General features: G+C 44.0%; 15 protein-coding genes, 4 tRNA genes and 2 pseudogenes. 10 read left to right on the top strand and 11 right to left on the bottom strand.

Annotation, left to right across the window (positions count from 1 at the left end; translation table 11 throughout):
• Positions 1-35: 35 nt before the first annotated feature.
• The 7 genes and pseudogenes from F995_RS01905 to F995_RS01935 all read right to left on the bottom strand — a co-directional run.
• The gene (locus F995_RS01905) at positions 36-470 is read right to left on the bottom strand and encodes a restriction endonuclease subunit S domain-containing protein (protein WP_004645071.1); all 435 of its coding nucleotides are present in this window, start codon (positions 468-470) and stop codon (positions 36-38) included.
• Positions 471-487: 17 nt separating this feature from the next.
• A complete protein-coding gene (locus F995_RS01910) occupies positions 488-697 on the bottom strand; it encodes a YheV family putative zinc ribbon protein (RefSeq protein ID WP_171054337.1) in 210 nt (69 codons plus the stop codon).
• 40 nt (positions 698-737) lie between these two features.
• Positions 738-2,777 carry a M3 family metallopeptidase gene (locus F995_RS01915; protein ID WP_004645073.1) on the bottom strand — a complete coding sequence of 680 codons (2,040 nt, stop codon included), beginning with the start codon at positions 2,775-2,777 and terminating at the stop codon, positions 738-740.
• Between the two features lie 69 nt (positions 2,778-2,846).
• Complete coding sequence (locus F995_RS01920) at positions 2,847-3,401, bottom strand: hypothetical protein (RefSeq protein ID WP_004645074.1); 555 nt, start codon at positions 3,399-3,401, stop codon at positions 2,847-2,849.
• 84 nt (positions 3,402-3,485) lie between these two features.
• Positions 3,486-4,898, bottom strand: a pseudogene (locus tag F995_RS01925) (ribonuclease R family protein); the annotation flags it as partial.
• A gap of 28 nt (positions 4,899-4,926) precedes the next feature.
• Positions 4,927-5,628 (bottom strand): IS1 family transposase, encoded by a 702-nt coding sequence (locus tag F995_RS01930; protein ID WP_004282341.1) that lies wholly within the window; start codon positions 5,626-5,628, stop codon positions 4,927-4,929.
• Between the two features lie 60 nt (positions 5,629-5,688).
• Positions 5,689-6,729: pseudogene (locus tag F995_RS01935) on the bottom strand (RNB domain-containing ribonuclease); the annotation flags it as partial.
• A 263-nt stretch (positions 6,730-6,992) separates the two neighbouring features.
• Here F995_RS01935 and F995_RS01940 point away from each other — a divergent pair.
• The 5 genes from F995_RS01940 to F995_RS01960 all read left to right on the top strand — a co-directional run bounded on the left by F995_RS01940 (position 6,993) and on the right by F995_RS01960 (position 8,389).
• A tRNA-Ser gene (locus tag F995_RS01940) sits at positions 6,993-7,082 on the top strand.
• 16 nt (positions 7,083-7,098) lie between these two features.
• Positions 7,099-7,175 (top strand) — tRNA-Arg (locus tag F995_RS01945).
• Between the two features lie 49 nt (positions 7,176-7,224).
• Positions 7,225-7,301, top strand: a tRNA-Arg gene (locus F995_RS01950).
• Positions 7,302-7,419: 118 nt separating this feature from the next.
• Entirely contained in the window at positions 7,420-8,025 is a 606-nt protein-coding gene (locus F995_RS01955; protein ID WP_004645078.1) for a dihydrofolate reductase family protein, read from the top strand.
• 287 nt (positions 8,026-8,312) lie between these two features.
• Positions 8,313-8,389, top strand: a tRNA-Arg gene (locus tag F995_RS01960).
• Between the two features lie 105 nt (positions 8,390-8,494).
• Here F995_RS01960 and F995_RS01965 read toward each other — a convergent pair.
• Positions 8,495-9,793, bottom strand: coding sequence for a hypothetical protein (locus F995_RS01965; RefSeq protein WP_004645079.1), 1,299 nt, complete (start codon positions 9,791-9,793; stop codon positions 8,495-8,497).
• A gap of 158 nt (positions 9,794-9,951) precedes the next feature.
• Here F995_RS01965 and F995_RS01970 point away from each other — a divergent pair, with 158 nt between their 5' ends.
• Together F995_RS01970 and F995_RS01975 are read left to right on the top strand one after the other, a co-directional pair.
• Positions 9,952-10,449: a YcxB family protein gene (locus F995_RS01970; protein WP_004645081.1), complete on the top strand. Its 498-nt coding sequence runs from the start codon at positions 9,952-9,954 to the stop codon at positions 10,447-10,449.
• A 37-nt stretch (positions 10,450-10,486) separates the two neighbouring features.
• Entirely contained in the window at positions 10,487-11,128 is a 642-nt protein-coding gene (locus F995_RS01975; RefSeq protein WP_004645082.1) for a fumarylacetoacetate hydrolase family protein, read from the top strand.
• 52 nt (positions 11,129-11,180) lie between these two features.
• On the opposite strand, the gene F995_RS01980 is transcribed toward F995_RS01975, so the two are convergent.
• Complete coding sequence (locus F995_RS01980) at positions 11,181-12,002, bottom strand: AraC family transcriptional regulator (protein WP_004645083.1); 822 nt, start codon at positions 12,000-12,002, stop codon at positions 11,181-11,183.
• A 104-nt stretch (positions 12,003-12,106) separates the two neighbouring features.
• Here F995_RS01980 and F995_RS01985 point away from each other — a divergent pair, with 104 nt between their 5' ends.
• Together F995_RS01985 and yddG are read left to right on the top strand one after the other, a co-directional pair.
• On the top strand, positions 12,107-13,045 hold the full coding sequence (locus F995_RS01985; RefSeq protein WP_004645084.1) for a DMT family transporter: 939 nt from the start codon (positions 12,107-12,109) through the stop codon (positions 13,043-13,045).
• Complete coding sequence (yddG, locus tag F995_RS01990; RefSeq protein WP_004645085.1) at positions 13,042-13,929, top strand: aromatic amino acid DMT transporter YddG; 888 nt, start codon at positions 13,042-13,044, stop codon at positions 13,927-13,929. Before F995_RS01985 ends, yddG begins: the two co-directional genes overlap by 4 nt.
• A 29-nt stretch (positions 13,930-13,958) precedes the next feature.
• Here yddG and F995_RS01995 read toward each other — a convergent pair whose 3' ends face one another.
• Positions 13,959-15,206 carry a YihY family inner membrane protein gene (locus F995_RS01995; RefSeq protein WP_004645086.1) on the bottom strand — a complete coding sequence of 416 codons (1,248 nt, stop codon included), beginning with the start codon at positions 15,204-15,206 and terminating at the stop codon, positions 13,959-13,961.
• A 113-nt stretch (positions 15,207-15,319) separates the two neighbouring features.
• Between F995_RS01995 and wrbA the strand changes: the two genes are divergently transcribed.
• The gene (gene wrbA, locus F995_RS02000; protein WP_016806775.1) at positions 15,320-15,916 is read left to right on the top strand and encodes an NAD(P)H:quinone oxidoreductase; all 597 of its coding nucleotides are present in this window, start codon (positions 15,320-15,322) and stop codon (positions 15,914-15,916) included.
• A 47-nt stretch (positions 15,917-15,963) separates the two neighbouring features.
• Here wrbA and F995_RS02005 read toward each other — a convergent pair whose 3' ends face one another.
• On the bottom strand, positions 15,964-16,398 hold the full coding sequence (locus F995_RS02005; RefSeq protein ID WP_016806774.1) for a hypothetical protein: 435 nt from the start codon (positions 16,396-16,398) through the stop codon (positions 15,964-15,966).
• Between the last annotated feature and the right edge of the window lie 241 nt (positions 16,399-16,639).

A 16,639-nucleotide genomic window follows, 5' to 3' on the forward strand; every position in this document is an offset into this window, starting at 1 on the left:
ATCTGACGATATTCTAGCTGAAATGCTGTCGAGATTTACTGGCTTTGAGCAAGTTGTGCTTCAAGTAACTTGATCTGTTCCTCTTTCAGTTGGACCAACTGGTCGGCATCGCTATGCTGCGCATCCAGTGTGGCTTTTTGTTCATTGAGCTGAACTTGGATGTCATCTAATTTAGCCACTTCTTCTTTGACCAAACTGGCATTCTCCGGCACTGGTGCATCTAACAGCTGATTTGATACCAGTGCTTTAGCTTCGATCGTCTCAGGTGCTTTCGCTGCCGCCGTATCTTCTTCAGTTTTCGCCGCAGGTTTTGCTGCCGGAACAGCCGCGATATCTTCCTGATGTATGCGTTCCGCTTCACCGGAAGAGGCATTCAACCACTGATATAGCAATACCAATGCAACGACAGTAACTAAAGCCCCCATAATCCCCATTAAAAGTTTGGGGTTATTTCTTTGTTCTACTGACATAGCTTGAACCTTGATTTTTATTTTACTGAACGAGGTTTAAACTGAATCACGCCAACTTCATCTGGAACAGCTGGTGTTTCTGGTTGATCAACATGTGTGGGACGATTTTCTTCATAACCACATTCAATACATTCGATCCATTCATCTTCACCAGAGGTCAGCATGACGACGCGATCTAACGCCTGACATTTTGGACATTTTGCGCCTGCAATGAAACGACGTTTAATGGTCATCATACTCACCTTGTGATCAACTTAAAAAGCTAGTTTAAGCGTTTTTAGAGGGGTTCGTCCAACCTTGATGACGCAGCAACGCATCTATTTTTGGCTCGCGTCCGCGGAAATTGATAAATGCGTCAAGTGCTGTGTCTTTTCCGCCAACTGCGAGGATATTTTCCCGAAACTGCTTTCCGGTAGTGGTATTAAAAATACCTTCATCTTCAAAGCGGTCGAAGGCATCACTGGCCAAAACTTCGGCCCATTTATAGGAATAATATCCTGCTGCATAACCACCGGCAAAAATGTGACTGAAGCTGTGCTGGAAACGGTTATAGTCGGTGGTCGGTAGGACCGCATACTTTTCACGGATCTCATTCAGAGTAGCCTGAACCTGTGTTGCATTTAAAGCCGGATTGGCTCGGTGAATACTCAGGTCAAACAGGGCAAATTCAAGCTGACGCAGGGTTTGCATGCCAGACTGGAAGAAACGTGCATCGAGCAGGGCTTTCAGCAACTCTGCCGGCAAGGATTCTTGAGTTTCAATGTGCTCGCTGAGCAGATCCAGACTTTCCTGATCCCAGGCCCAGAATTCCATAAACTGGCTTGGCAGTTCGACCGCATCCCAAGCCACGCCATGGGTACCTGCTACCGCAATATTGTCCACTTCTGTCAGCATATGATGCAGGCCATGACCAAATTCATGGAACAAGGTGATGACTTCATCATGGGTCAAGAGTGCAGGGCGATTGCCGACGGGTGGAGTAAAGTTACCGACCATATAACAAATCGGTTTTTGCAAGCCATCACTGGTCTGCATACGGGAACGGAAACCGCTCATCCATGCACCGCCACGTTTGCCCTGACGTGCATATAGATCAAAATAGAAACCGCCAATCACCTGACCCTGATCTTCTAATTCAAAATAACGTGCATCCGGATGCCATACAGGCGCTTCACGTTCAATCACCTGAATGCCATACAGACGATTAACAATACTGAACAGGCCTTGCAGGATTTTCGGTGCAGGGAAGTAAGGTTTAAGCGCTTCCTGTGACAGGTTAAATTGCTGCATTTTCAGCTTTTCAGAATAATAGCCACTGTCCCACGGTTGCAGGTCACGGATGCCATCTTCAGCAGCAATCGCTTTCAGTTCTGCAATTTCTTTCTCTGCTGGCGCGCGGGCATGCTCTGCCAGATCACGCAAGAATTCGTCTACGGCCTCTACACTTGGTGCCATTTTGCTGGCTAAGGACAATTCCGCATAATTATTAAAGCCAAGCAGTTTTGCCATTTCCAGACGCAAACTGAGAATTTCTTCGATCAGTGCAGTATTGTCAAACTCGCTCTGTTCAGCCTGATCTGACGCACGCGTGGTATAAGCTTTATAGAGTTCTTCACGCAGAGGGCGATTTTCTGAATGGGTCATGATCGCCAGATAAGACGGGAAATCCAGCGTAGCCACCGGTTGATCCAGCTCACGTTGCTGACCATATTGTTTTAACAGCTCAATATTATTTGAAGATAGACCCGCTAACTCATCTTCATTCAGCGGTCTGAAATAGGCCTGAGTCGCATCTAGCACATGGTTGGAGAAGTCGGAAGATAATTGGGACAGACGTGCCGAAATTTCCGCATAACGTTTTTTCGCTTCACCCTCTAACGCCACCCCAGATAATTTAAAGTCACGTAAGGCCAGTTTAATAGCGCTTTGCTGCGCTGCCGGCAGTTCACTATAAATCGACGCATCATAAATATGCTGATAGGTCTGATACAGCGCCGTATGTTGACCCAGTTGCGTATAATATTCGCTAAGACCCGGTAAAAGTGCTTGGTAGACATCACGGGTTTCGGCATTGTTCATCACGGCATTTAAATGTGACAAGATGCCCCAAGACTCACTCATATTGTTTTCAAGCGTGTCGACATGTTCCAGAGTAGTCAGCTGCTCCTGTACTGTAGTAGGCGTTTCGGTGAGGTCATTCAGGAACTTTTGCCCTTCAGAGATACAGCTTTCAATTTTTTGTTTTAGCTCAGCCAGCGTAATCTGATCAAATTGTGGAACAGGCAAAGTTGCCTTTTCTAAAGTCATGTCGGTCTGCCGATTTATTTCCTATGTTAAATCTAGATGTAGGGGTTATGAGCTAGGAAATCAAGCTATCTACAGTTTTTTCTCGATCTTTTGATTTAAGGTTGTTAATGATTTATTGATATTTTTTAATTGTTCTAATAATCCTCCATTGGATGCTGGAAGTGATTCTAATTCATTTATATCAATTGTAGAGATGTCAGTGATTTTTGTTTTCCAAAGATTCAAAGGGTGTTTATACAAATATGTAATAGTGAATGTTATAGGGGAATTATCTAATGAATCTTTTAAGCCCCCATATTGCCCCCAATCGTATATATAGCTCTGATTGGGTGGGAATACTTTGACTCCATTTTTAAAAATACCAGTTTCAAAATCTTGTTTTTCAGAATTTAATTTTTCAATTCCAAATGCCGCGCGAGGGATCGGTCGATCACTAGATATTTTTACATTATGAGCGATGGATTTTCCAATATTTTTAACATGAAGTTGGATTACGGATTCTTTCCCATAATGAGGCGTAGCAAAAATAATAATTTGTGGTTGCTGATCGGATTTAAATACTGCGTAGGTTACGAGCAGAGCCATAAGAGAAATGATTAATGTTAGAATATTAATAACTTCCAATTTATAATTCCTTTTTATTTCTAGTTAGTATTTTGATTATGAATAAAAAAGAGCGCCATAGCGCTCTTTTTAAACCATCAAAAATTATTCAGTCTTGGCTTTTGCATTCGACTTTTTCTTTTTGACCTTGGCCTTTTTCTTTACTTTATCTTTAACCTTTGCTTCAGACTTTCCTGCAGATGGTTTAGCAGACTTTTTACTGTAAGAGCTGGGTTTTCCTTTTCCTTTTTTGCGTCGTATGGGTTGTTCTCCATCGGCGCTCAAGTTGGATTTAGATTCACGTTCATTATTGCCAAACACTTCTTCTGTCGCTGCTGGACGTGATACTGGTTTTTTCTCACTCACGCGCGGTGCACGGGCACGAACTGCACGGCCGGCATGACTGAGTTGTTGCACCAGTTCAAAATCGATCTTACGTTCTTCCAGATTGACACCGGCAACCTTGATTTTGACTTCATCACCCAGACCAAAGACCTGACCACGGTTCTGGCCGATCAGATTCTGGCTGCTTTGATCAAAGACAAAGAAGTCATCACCTAGCTGGCTGACATGCACCATACCATCGACATACAGATCTTTTAACGTGACAAACAGGCCAAATTCTGCCGTTGCACTAATAATGCCGACAAATTCTTCGCCCAGATGCTGCTGCATATAATGACATTTCAACCAGGTCGTCACCGAGCGCGACGCTTCATCTGCACGACGTTCTGTGGCAGAGAAATGGTCACCAGCTTCATCTAAAGCACCGCCTGAAAGCGGAGATGGCTTGTTATTTAAATGTGCTTTGATTGCACGATGCAATAACAAATCCGGATAACGGCGAATTGGTGAAGTGAAATGTGTATAGGCTTCATAAGCCAGACCATAATGGCCTGCATTACTCGCACCATAGTAAGCCTGCATCATGGAGCGTAATAACACGGCATGAATACTTGGTGCATCAATCCGTTCTTTGGTCGCTTCAATCACCGCCTGATAATCTTTCTGAGTCGGCTGTTCCGGGAAATTCAAACCCAGCAGCTTGACGAAGTCACGGACTTTCTGGATACGTGAGAACTCTGGTGGCTCATGCACACGGTACAACATTGGCATTTCATTTTTCAATGCATATTCTGCGGCTGCCACGTTGGCCAGCAACATACATTCTTCAATCAGCTTATGCGCATCATTACGGCTACGCGGCAAAATTTCTTTAATTCCGCCCAGTTCGTCGAAGGTCATGTAAGTTTCGACGGTTTCAAATTCCATGGCATGGCGTTCAGCACGTAAACTTTTAAGAACTTGATAAAGCTGGAACAGGGTGTTGATCGACTTGCGAACTTCACGGTCTTCGGTAATGGCTTGACTGTCACCTTCCAGATACTGTGCGACCTGATCATAGGTCAAACGTGCCTTGGAATGCATAACAGATGGATAGAACTCAAAACCGGTAACACGGCCAGCACGTGACAGTTTTAAATCACAGACCATACATAGGCGGTCAACATTCGGATTTGGTGGTGTTTCAAAAAGTATGCTGGCATTAAACGAATCCATTATTGATATAAAAGAACACTAAATCAAAGGCTTTGAAATGATTTTCAAGCTTTTTGGAGAAGTTGCAGCTTCTCCTAAAGCCTCGCCTGATTCGATGCCGTAATCGACAATTATTGCCTTCTATACCCACAGTGAAAAATTTACCAATCAACTGTTTGCATTCTTTAAAGGTCGTAACAAAGCTATCCCAATGGTCACTTGATATACATGTATAGCTTACACCTAACTGCTTCAATTTTAATTTAAGTCGTTTTGCAGTGGCTAAATCTCGGTTACCCCATACATAAGCAACAATTTCACCTGTTTCTCGATGATAGGCATAAATTAGCCATTGTTTATTTTGCTTATGACCAACAAAAGTCCAAAACTCATCTACTTCAAGGGTTTCATAATGACTTTGCTGTGCTCGAAGTTGATATTTTGATTGGCTAAGTGTCCGTAGAACTTTACCGATACTTACTCTTTCAATTTCTGCTATATCCCTGACACCACTGCCTCGCACCATGAGGTGTAATATTTTGGTTTTGATACCTGAGTGACAGCCTTGATAACTGAGAGCATGATCACCAATAAATTGACGTCTGCATATTTTACATTGGTAATTTTGCTTACCATCTACTTTTGTGCCATTTTTCTTTATACTGTCACTTAGGCAGGCTGGACACTTGATTTCTAGAGTTATTCGCATTTCTCTATTTTATCAAAATCCAACCTGCTTTTTTTCAGCATACTTTTTGAAACACCACCTCGGATTTAACGAACACAGGCCATTCGACAATGCTTCAGGCAGCATCGGTAAAACAAAGTGCGGGAAGTAGACTGACGTCCCGCGTTCCTGCGCTTCATCATCCAGCGGTTTGCCTGGACGCACATAATGGCTGACATCGGCAATGGCTACGACTACACGATAACCACCGCCGGGACGTTTTTCGGCATAAACGGCATCATCAAAGTCACGTGCATCTTCACCGTCAATAGTAACTAAGGCTAAATCACGCAGATCCACACGACCCTCATGGTCTTTGGCCGTTGGTTCTTTAAAGCTCTCGGCTTCTTTAACAACTTCTTCCGGGAATTCATAAGGCAAACCATATTCTAAAATGGTTTGTGGAATGATGATTTCAGTATCGGCCTTGTCTGCCATGGACTGCACAATATGCCCAGTCGCGAATTCTTCACGGGTCGGATAGGTATCAATCGCCACACGAATCGAGTCACCCAGATTGACTTGGGCATGTTCAATCAGTTCTTTTTCAAGGGTAATTGGCTGATGTGCATTCGGGTTGGCTGGCTGGATAAAGTATTCACCATCATACTCTGACACTTTACCAATGATCTGTTTGACACGATGCTGCACAACTTCAGTAATATAGCCCCAGGCCTTACCTTTACGGTCTACCGAAGTCTGACGCACTTTAACGCGGTCACCATTAAAGACCAGGCGCAGTTCACGCTCAGCCAGTAATAGGTCGTCCTGGCCGGAAATGTTGGCAGTTCCCATCCCCCGGGAATTGATATAAACCGTCGCTTCGGATTCAGGTTGCTCGACGGCAATCTGAAACTTGTAGCCGTCTTTCATCAGTTGCCCGTCACGCACCATCGCAATTAAACGATGGCTCAGGGCATCAATACTTTTTTGATCTGCAATTTCAAAATGTTCGACCAGGTCTGCATGGGACTGGGCATTGTTCTTTTCGATGGTTTCTAAAATGAGCGTGCGGCTAGGGATAGGGTTGTCATAACGTTCGGCTTCAGCTTTTGCTTCAGGATCGACCCAGTTTTTCATCATGTCTTTAAATTTATCTTAGGAGATAGGTTTAGCATAAAACATGTGTGCGCAGACTGCACGTAAATGATTGCAATAATCCATTTAAGTTTTCAATTTTCTGTTAATTTTCGATAACTGGAAATTTATGCAGTTTTTTTACTATCAAAATGCACGAAAAATCGAGGAATTGCTTAAAAAGTATTTAAACGAGCAAAAATATGCACTTTTTTTTGATGCTGCGCTTGCAGTGCCATGCCGAAATTTGTATTATGGCCGCACGTTACGGTGAGATGGGTGAGTGGCTGAAACCACGTCCCTGCTAAGGACGCATACGGGTAACTGTATCGAGGGTTCGAATCCCTCTCTCACCGCCACGCTTACTTACGTCGCGCGCTCATAGCTCAGCTGGATAGAGCACTTGGCTACGAACTAAGGGGTCGGGAGTTCGAATCTCTCTGAGCGCACCAAGTAAGTTAAGCAGAAAAAACGTATTGCCAACCTAGGCACACAAGTTACGCGCTCATAGCTCAGCTGGATAGAGCACTTGGCTACGAACTAAGGGGTCGGGAGTTCGAATCTCTCTGAGCGCACCAACTTGAACAATTAACCGCACATGTTGCGGTTTTTTTGTGCCTAAAATTTACAGAAACACCAGACAGCACGTGCTAAAAATAAGTCTCAGGCGAGTGAATAAAAATAAAGGCAATCGTGATGAGAAAAATCATTGTCCAGGAATTTTTGACCCTCGATGGCGTGATGCAGGGGCCCGGCGGCCCGGAAGAAGATCTATCTGGTGGTTTTCAATATGGTGGCTGGGTGGCACCGTATTTTAACGGGGAACCTGATCCGGCATTTGATTTCATTATGCAAAAATGGATGCAGCCCTCCGATATTCTTTTAGGGAAACATACTTTTCAGATTTTTGAATCTTACTGGCCCACACATACTGAAGACTGGCTGGGAATTAATGACGTCAATAAATATGTCCTTTCTACCAGTCTGGAGGATTCCGACTGGCAAAATACCCTTTTTCTGAAAAGCATTGATGAGGTAATCAAGCTTAAAGCATCAGGAGAGGGGGATATTCGAGTTTATGGCAGTGCTGCAGTGGTACAGGCGCTTTTTAAATATGAGCTTGTGGATGAACTTCGTCTGCTGACTTTTCCAATCATTCTGGGTGTTGGCAAACGCCTGTTTAGCCATGAATCAATACCCGCCGCTTTTCAATTGATAGATCACTTGGCCAGCTCAAATGGTATTGTGTTTACGCATTATCAAAGAGCAGGAGCAGTAAAGACTGGAACAATAGGCGAGTGATAAAGCGTACAAGGGTGACGATTGTTTTATATTCGAATTCTATTCTGGCTGGATACCTGGTTGAGAATACTTAAGGTTGACCCATTGCGTAGTGCTGGAATTTTTTGGAAAATCCGGCTTCTTGGTTGAATTAATTAAGTGCTTTTAGCTCTAAATCCGTAGAAGTTTTCAGCAGAAAACTATAAATTTTGATGCATCGTTTAATTACTGTACATTCAGTTGTGATTTTATTAAAAAACACTTAACAAGACTGAAAAAGCTCGTATAATGCACCCCATCAAGACGTCGCGCTCATAGCTCAGCTGGATAGAGCACTTGGCTACGAACTAAGGGGTCGGGAGTTCGAATCTCTCTGAGCGCACCAATCTTGATAAGAATTCTGAAAAAACCGCACGTTGATGCGGTTTTTTTACGTCTGTGATTTTTAACTATTTTTCATATAAAAAACCAATAACTCTCTGCTTCCTGCTCATCTTAATTTCTGCTGCACTTTCAGTGCATAAACGGTATTGCCACCTACCGCAGGTAAAACATCGTGATAGGGCATGCTGCGCATGGCTCTTAATAAGAATGGCGCCTGATCGTGAATCTTCATGCTGCTGGTAATTTGAAATAAGGTACCTTGTGACTGCGGTAATAAGCGCATGCCACCTTTCACAAACTTCAAGTCGCCACCATTGGCATTAAACTGGTTTTGCAGGGCATCAGGCTGGTAAAAACGCATCTTGAAATTAAACAGGATCTGAATCACCCCTAAACCGACCGACACCTTATAGTTGGCATCTATATTCTGGGTATTGACCGGATTAAGTTCGACCTTCTTGATCTGCCGGGGGAAAAGCTGCTGGGTTGCTTCAGCTGCTAACCACGGCCGCAATTTTTCGACCGGATGCGCAAAATATTGATAGGTGCTACTAAATCTTAAATTTTCTGAGACTTTTCCTTCTTTGACCTGATAGCTCGGCAAAATGAAACTGACCGGTTGACCAGACTTCTGGCTGATCTGGGCAATTTTTTGTAGCTGTTGAGGGTTGAATCTCAGTTGCGGAATCGGAGTTGCTAGTGCTGCTGTATGCTCGGTTTTAAAGCGTTGTTGTAGTGCTTCCAGCAGAAATGCATTGGTGCTCGGCGGAATGCCGAGTTTGGCTTCAGGCAGCGCATTCAGGATTTTACTGAATAAAAAGCCTTTGGGCTGGTTCAGGTCGCCCCATTGGGTGACAGTCACCAGCGTTCTATGCGGACCCAGTGCAAACCATTCCAGTTTTCCCGCACCATAGGGAATCGGCGCATCAATAATTAAGGTGCTGATGCTATTTTCGCCCAGATGATGCTGCATCACTACAGTTTCTTTAAAGTTTAACACCGGAATCGGGGTCGGGATATGAACCTGATATTTAATCTGCTGAATCGAACCCTGCTGCTCTAGCACTTTGGCTGACTTTAAAGTTGGAAACAGACCCACATAATTTGGATAATGGCGCAGCAATTTTTCAACTTGAGCTTCAGCCACAGGCAATACCACAGCTGCACTATAAAACTGTGTCTTGCTGGCTGCATTATTGTTTAAGGTGGGGAGCTGGGTTTTACTGGTTGGATGCGCATAAATCAGAATCCGCTCGCCGGTTAATTCTGCCAGTTGCTGGGCATTGCCCTGATAAGCACTCAGACTGCTCGGCAATTCGGCATTCCAAGGAATAATCTTGGCCAGTGCTGGGACAGAAACTGCCAAACAAACACCGATGAGCATGCATTGCTTTAATCCTTTCATTCAACATCCTGTTGCGTATTTTTTGTTTTAATTGCTGTTTATTTAAAACCAAATGCACGTATTTCCAAAGCAAAGTTATGTAATTGATGCGACAGGCCATAAGCGCTATGGATATTTTGGTATAGTATTGGGCAAGATTTTATTTTTGATGTGATGCTATGACTGAGTCAGCACCGACTTTATCGACCCGTTATTTTCTGACTTTAGAAGAATCTCAGGATGGTTTTGCCCTGGCGACGTTTGGTAAAAAGCAGATTTCACGTTTTCTGACGCCTCTGGTCAGTATCGGGATCATCATCTGGGGTTTCTCGATGGGTTTTGATGGCGTCGGACGTTATTACGTGGCTTTGGGCGCATTCTTTCTGCTCCTGCAAGGTATTATGCGTTACTGGTTCCTGCCGATGATGTTTAAACGTCAGTTTGTTAAATATCAGTTTGGTAAAAGCGAACAGGGTATTGATTTGTATCAGGACTATGCGGAAATTTTTAATAATGATCGTAGTAAGTTGGTGCCATATAGCGAAGTGCAGAATTTTGCTGTCGGTAAACTCACTTATATGCTGGAATTAAAAAACCGTACCGTGGTTATTGTGCCGAAGCGTGCATTTAAGGACGGCACTGAACAGAGTATGTTCGAGCATACATTTAAAAAATAATTCAGATATCTATAAAAGGAAAAGGGAAGTTTTGATCATGAGCACACGTCCATCCAAAATCGTTTGCGTGGGTCGCAGTTATGCCGATCATGCCAAAGAACTCGGCAATGCGATCCCTGATCGTCCGGTATTGTTTATCAAGCCACCGAGTGCCTTAAGTTCGCTCGAAGCAGGCATTGAATGGAATCCGGAATGGGGCAATTGTCATTATGAATGTGAACTCAGCTTGCGCATTGACCGGACTTTAAGCAAAGAAAGCGATCCTGTGAAATCACTTGAAGCTGTGGGTGCGGTGACTTTAGGTCTGGACTTAACTTTGCGTGATTTACAGGATGATCTCAAGAAAAAAGGCCAGTCTTGGGAACGTGCCAAAGCCTTTGATGGTTCTTGTTTGTTGTCGGACTGGGTGCCTGTCGCCGATGTAGTCACTGACTGGAAAGATGTGCATTACACACTCGAAGTCAATGATGAGCTACGTCAAAAAGGCGATACCGCTTTATTGATTTTTGATATTGCGACCTTGCTGGCTGACATCAGTCAGGTCTTTACTCTGGAAGAAGGGGATGTGGTGATGACTGGTACACCGGCAGGTGTTGCAGCATTACATTCCGGTGATCAACTGAAAATGACGCTGAAGGGTCAGTCTCAGGATTATGTCTGGACGACTTTTGTGAAATAACCAAAACTTTGAATCAAAGGAGCCTATTGGCTCCTTTTTCATATGCATAATTTTAATCATTAACAGTATAACGCTTGCGAAACTGATCAGGGGTGCTTCCCATCCAGCGTTTAAACATGTTGATAAATGCCGAGGCATTGGCATAGCCCAGATCAAAGGCAATGCTTTCAACGCTATGACCTGAATTTAATAAAGACATGGCCTGCATCACTTTCAGGCGTTGCCGCCATTCATGTAGTGACATTCCCAGTTCTTTCTGGCTATATCGCGCTAGCGTCCGCTCGGTTAAATTGACGCGTTCTGCCAGTTGCTGCAGCGAGCTCTGATCTGCCGGATGCTGATGTAAATAATCTAAAATCTGTTTCAGCAATGCATGTTCTGAATGTGGTAAATAACTGCTGACCAGTTGGGCTTGCTGCAGCTGATCGAGCAGCACCTGTAGCAGACGCTGATATTCAACTGAATTCTCGAGTGCTGGATGGTCTTGCTGATGCAGTTGTTTCAGGTGGGTGAATAAAGCGGTGACCAGAGGTGCACTGAGCAGGATGCCGGGTTGGGTGGGCAGTTGGCTGCATAGTGATTCATGCACATACAGGGTGCCATGAGAAACTGCGGTACGGTTCAGACCACGATGTTCTAAATTTGGCGGGAGCCAGATGCCGTGAGGTGAAGGTGTCACATAATTTATATGATTAATATTCACTTCCATCACGCCATGAAAAGCATAGACAAATTCTCCCCAGGCATGGCCATGCAGCGGATAAACAGATTGCGCGGGATCCTCCCTGAAACTGAGCCAGAGCGGTGCTTGAATCAGATCATGGGTCGGAAGTTGCTTGAGCGAAGCTGAATCTGCTTGGATTTTTTTATGCATCACCGAAATTGCCTGAATAACACCATCATTTGTCTACTTTGAAGTATATCTTTTATTTCTGACACTTTTATAGTGTACCTTCCAAATGAGCAACAGGACCGTATGTGAGCCAGCGTCAGGCATTAGATGCCAAAGCATCTGCCATCATGTTTGTATTGTGTATGTTGTGGGGTTTACAACAGGTGGTATTGAAATGGGCCGCCAGTGATATTTCAGCCCTGATGCAAATTGCCTTGCGTTCAGCCTTATCTGCGCTGATGGTTTATCCCCTGATTCAGCAGAGCGTGCGCCGTCAACTCTGGAATGCACGCTATTTACCTGCAGGATTACTAGTCGGTGTGTTGTTTGCAACCGAATTCTATCTGATTGGTGAGGCACTGCGTTATACCTCAGCCTCGCATACGATTGTTTTACTTTATACCGCGCCGATTTTTGTGGCTTTGGGTTTACACTGGAAATTGCCGGCAGAGCGTTTGTCTTCTGTGCAATGGGGCGGAATATTTTTTGCCTTTAGCGGAATTGTAGTCAGCTTTCTGTTACGTCCACAGACAGAATCAACTTTACAAACTGATGCCTTGTGGGGAGATTTTCTGGCTTTGCTTGGCGGCGTATTCTGGGCAGCCACTACAGTCAGTGTACGTCTGAGCCGACTGGCTGAAGCACCTGCAACCCAGACTTTGTTCTATCAATTATTGATAGGTGGAATGCTGTTATTGCCTCTGGCTGTTCTGACTGGACAAGCAGCCATTCAATGGACGGTGTTGTCTATTTCCAGTCTGGTTTTTCATACCGTGCTGATTTCCTTTGCCAGTTATCTGATCTGGTTCTGGATGCTGAAGCATTATCTGGCATCGCGTCTAGGGGTATTTTCCTTTTTGACCCCTGTATTCGGCATGCTGTTCGGCGTACTGATTCTGGATGAACATATCGAAATCAATTTTATTATCGGCACCTGTATGGTCATGCTGGGTGTGATTCTAGTGAGTTTGCAGGGATGGCTGAAAAAACCGAATATCAATAAAAGCATTCAAGAGCAAGCATGAAAATCTGGTCTGTAAATTTAGCGACCTGGATTGGTCTGTCTTCTATTCTGATCTGGGCCAGTCTGGTCGCCGTAGTGAAACTGATTACTGAATTTACAAGTGCAGTGCAGGGGATTGCTTTAATTTATAGTTTTAGCAGTCTGGCGATTTTTGCGTTCACCGGCTTTCCAAAAATCACGCAAATGTCCAAGCGTTATCTGCTCGGTTGTGGCGCTTTATTTGTGGCTTATGAGATTCTATTTCTGGTTGCTGTGGCATGGTCGGATAATCGTGAACAGGTGATGCTGATTGCCATGATCAATTATCTGTGGCCACCCTTGATGATTGTTTTTTCGATTTTTGCCCGACAGTTGCAGGCCCGCCTCTGGGTGATTCCAGGCTTTCTGCTCGCTGTGATGGGACTGATGCTGGTGGTCAATCCAGAAATCACTAATCTGCCGAAGTTTATGCAGGTTTTAGCTGAAAATCCTTGGGCTTATGGCTTTGCCTTTCTCGGCGCTTTGTTATGGCCTTGCTATTGCGTTCTGACCAGAACCTACGGCCGCGGACAAAATGGTGTACCGATTTTCTTTTTGGTCGCTGTAATCAGCTTATGGCTCTTACATTTAGGATTAAATGAACCTTTTATCATGCCCACATTCAAGCTATGGCTGGGAATTACGGTGGTAGGCAGTCTGATTGGTATCGCCTATAGTAACTGGAATCAGAGCATGCAATTCGGCAATATCAAGGTGCTGATTTTAGCCACCTATTTTATGCCGATTTTTTCTTCAGTCATGTCGATGCTGATTCTGGATGTCAGGCCCGAACTCAGTTTCTGGATCGGGACAGCCTTGGTAAGCGTAGGTGCGATTGTTTGCTGGAAATCTACCGCTATCAGTTAAAAAAAATCCTCTCAAGCGAGAGGATTTTTTTATTTATGTCGGAACAGTTCGGATAATGGAAAATTGAGTTTTTCTTCCAGATATTGATCGGTTTCCTGTAATCTAGGTGAGAAATTTTGCATCCAGATATCATCAGTTTGGGCATTGGTGAGATGGTTTTTGCGTGGCAGTGGATAAGGCAATTGCAGATAAAAATTCCAGAAGCTGACCTGATCCAGATCGCGAACCAGCACATATTCATTCTCATCGGTGCGTTTGATTAGATTCTGCTTTTCAAACATGGCGACATAGCTCGGCCAGCGGCCAATTTCATCTCGGCCCAGCACTTCAAGCGCTTGTGCTTCACTGATGCTTTCACCGGTTTTCTGTTTTTTATAAAAGAGTTCTAACAGATCTAGCAGCATGACGATGGGATGGCGTTTATTGTCCTGACCAGATTCAAACGCTGTCAGGGCATAACTGATTTCAACCCCCAATAACACAATAATCCACGACAGATAAATCCAGAGCAGGAAAATCGGCACGGCGGCGAAGGCACCATAGACAATTTCATAACTGGTGAAGTTCGACATGATATAGCCGAACAGGTTTTTCAGTAGCTCAAACACCACGGCACTAAACAGACCGGCAATAAAGGCAGATTTAAGCGGTACACTGCGATTCGGGATAGTCCAGTTCAAAATGAAAAATCCGAGTACAGTCAAAGAAAAGGAAATTGCCCAGAGAACAAAGGCACCATCCAGCTCATAACCGGCAAAGTTATTGCTGAGAATGCTCATGGATGCCACGGTCGAGGAAATCACAAACGCACTGCCGAGTAAAATCGGCCCTAGCGAAATGATGGTCCAGTAACGCATAAAGCCCATAATCCCGCCTCGCGTTTCAGTCACACGCCAAATGCGGTTAAACACCGTTTCGATACTGCTGAGCATCAATACTGTCGTCACAAACAAGAACAGAATACCAATGATGGTGAGATTGCTTGATTTATCGGTAAAGGCATTCAAGGCTTTATCAAAGGCAATGGTGGTTTTGGGCAAAAAATTACTATAGATGAGTTGCTGTAATTGCTGCCGCGCAGGTTCCAGCGCTTTAATGGAAGAGATAATTACCAGAAAAACCGTCAGCATCGGCACCACCGCAAACAAGGTAGTGTAGGTTAGGGAACCTGCCTGTTCGCGACAGCGGTCTGCTTCAAAGCGTCGAAGTACAAATAAAACAAATTGAAACCAGTGTTTTTCATAGAAAGGTAATTTCTTTAAATACTTAACAATCATCTGCATCCAATCTCAATTTTTTTAATCATCATGAATTTTCATCATCAGCTTAACCAAAAAACTTGCAAAGTATCGTATAGTTTTATTTTTTTAAGTAATGAATAAGAACCATGATGCAACCTTATGTCCTTGTTTTATATTACAGCAAATATGGCTCAACCAAAGAAATGGCGCATCTGATTGCCAATGGAATTGAAGCGGCAGGCGTGGCAGTAAAAATCAGGACAGTTCCAAATATTTCCAGTATGGTAAAAGTTGCTGAACCGAGTATTCCGGCAGAAGGGGATATTTACTGTACTCTGGATGATCTGGCGCAGTGTGCCGGCCTGGCGCTCGGTTCACCGACCCGTTTTGGCAATATGTCCTCTGAAATGAAATATTTTTGGGATCAGACCACGAGTCTGTGGCTGAATGGAGCGCTACACGGTAAACCGGCTTGCGTGTTTACGGCATCAGGTTCCATGCATGGCGGACAGGAAAGTACTTTACTCACCATGCTGCCGCCGTTATTTCATCATGGCATGATGATCATGGGGCTTAGTAACTCAACACCGGCACTCTCGAATACCAAAACTGGTGGTACGCCTTATGGCGCTAGTCATGTCAGCGGCCCACGGCATGATCAGGGCCTGAGTCAGGATGAAAAAATTCTGTGTGAAGTACAAGGCAAGCGTTTAGGTGAAGTGGTACTGAAACTCAATCGAGTCTGACAAGCACTTACAGGAAATGAAGAATGAACTTCATTTCCTGAATTTTATTAGGCTTCTTTTTGATCTTTTTGATCTTTTTGATCTTTTTGATCTTTTTGATCTTTTTGATCTTTTTGATCTTTTTGATCTTTTTGACTAAATCTGTATTTGCATTTCAGACATTGATAATCCTGAAACAGATTACGGTCGACAGAAACCCCGGCTTTTTTCCCCAGAAAATTACCGACCACACCGCCGGTAATCCCGACACTGATTGCACCGACAAAAGTGCCTACGGTTCCGCCGACAATCACACCTAAAGGTCCGGCTACTGTACCAATTGCAGCGCCAATCGATGCACCTGAAGCAGCGCCACCCACAGTCCCTGCAGTTGCACCCGCTGAACTCATGAGAATGCCGCCAATTTTCTTTAAATTCTGTTCATGATCGCGCTGTTCGATATCAGCTGAGCCACATTTAGGACATTGCATAGATTGTTCCATCAAGGATTGAGATGTGCTTGTTTTAGGTTTGTCGGGAATAGGATGTGTGCCCTGATCAGCACTTATTCATAACATACAACAACACACTAGATAAGTTTTGAATTCGCAAATCAGAAACATTGCATACTCACTTGATTCTAGTTGAGTTCACGCTAAAACATTGTATTTCAGCTGTAAATATATGCCTTCTTGGTTGATTAACGCAATTCTTAACCTGTCATTGAGGAAATGGCAAATCTCA

The organism is Acinetobacter sp. CIP A162 (assembly GCF_000367905.1).
Classification (GTDB): Bacteria; Pseudomonadota; Gammaproteobacteria; order Pseudomonadales; family Moraxellaceae; genus Acinetobacter; species Acinetobacter lwoffii.

Coding starts and splice junctions, on each gene's coding strand:
- yddG (WP_004645085.1), top strand. CDS start 13,042: ATGAAAATCTGGTCTGTAAATTTAGCGACCTGGATTGGTCTGTCTTCT.
- F995_RS01970 (WP_004645081.1), top strand. CDS start 9,952: ATGACTGAGTCAGCACCGACTTTATCGACCCGTTATTTTCTGACTTTA.
- wrbA (WP_016806775.1), top strand. CDS start 15,320: ATGCAACCTTATGTCCTTGTTTTATATTACAGCAAATATGGCTCAACC.
- F995_RS01915 (WP_004645073.1), bottom strand. CDS start 2,777: ATGACTTTAGAAAAGGCAACTTTGCCTGTTCCACAATTTGATCAGATT.
- F995_RS01965 (WP_004645079.1), bottom strand. CDS start 9,793: ATGAAAGGATTAAAGCAATGCATGCTCATCGGTGTTTGTTTGGCAGTT.
- F995_RS01980 (WP_004645083.1), bottom strand. CDS start 12,002: ATGCATAAAAAAATCCAAGCAGATTCAGCTTCGCTCAAGCAACTTCCG.
- F995_RS01975 (WP_004645082.1), top strand. CDS start 10,487: ATGAGCACACGTCCATCCAAAATCGTTTGCGTGGGTCGCAGTTATGCC.
- F995_RS01955 (WP_004645078.1), top strand. CDS start 7,420: ATGAGAAAAATCATTGTCCAGGAATTTTTGACCCTCGATGGCGTGATG.
- F995_RS01930 (WP_004282341.1), bottom strand. CDS start 5,628: ATGCGAATAACTCTAGAAATCAAGTGTCCAGCCTGCCTAAGTGACAGT.
- F995_RS01905 (WP_004645071.1), bottom strand. CDS start 470: ATGTCAGTAGAACAAAGAAATAACCCCAAACTTTTAATGGGGATTATG.
- F995_RS02005 (WP_016806774.1), bottom strand. CDS start 16,398: ATGGAACAATCTATGCAATGTCCTAAATGTGGCTCAGCTGATATCGAA.
- F995_RS01995 (WP_004645086.1), bottom strand. CDS start 15,206: ATGATTGTTAAGTATTTAAAGAAATTACCTTTCTATGAAAAACACTGG.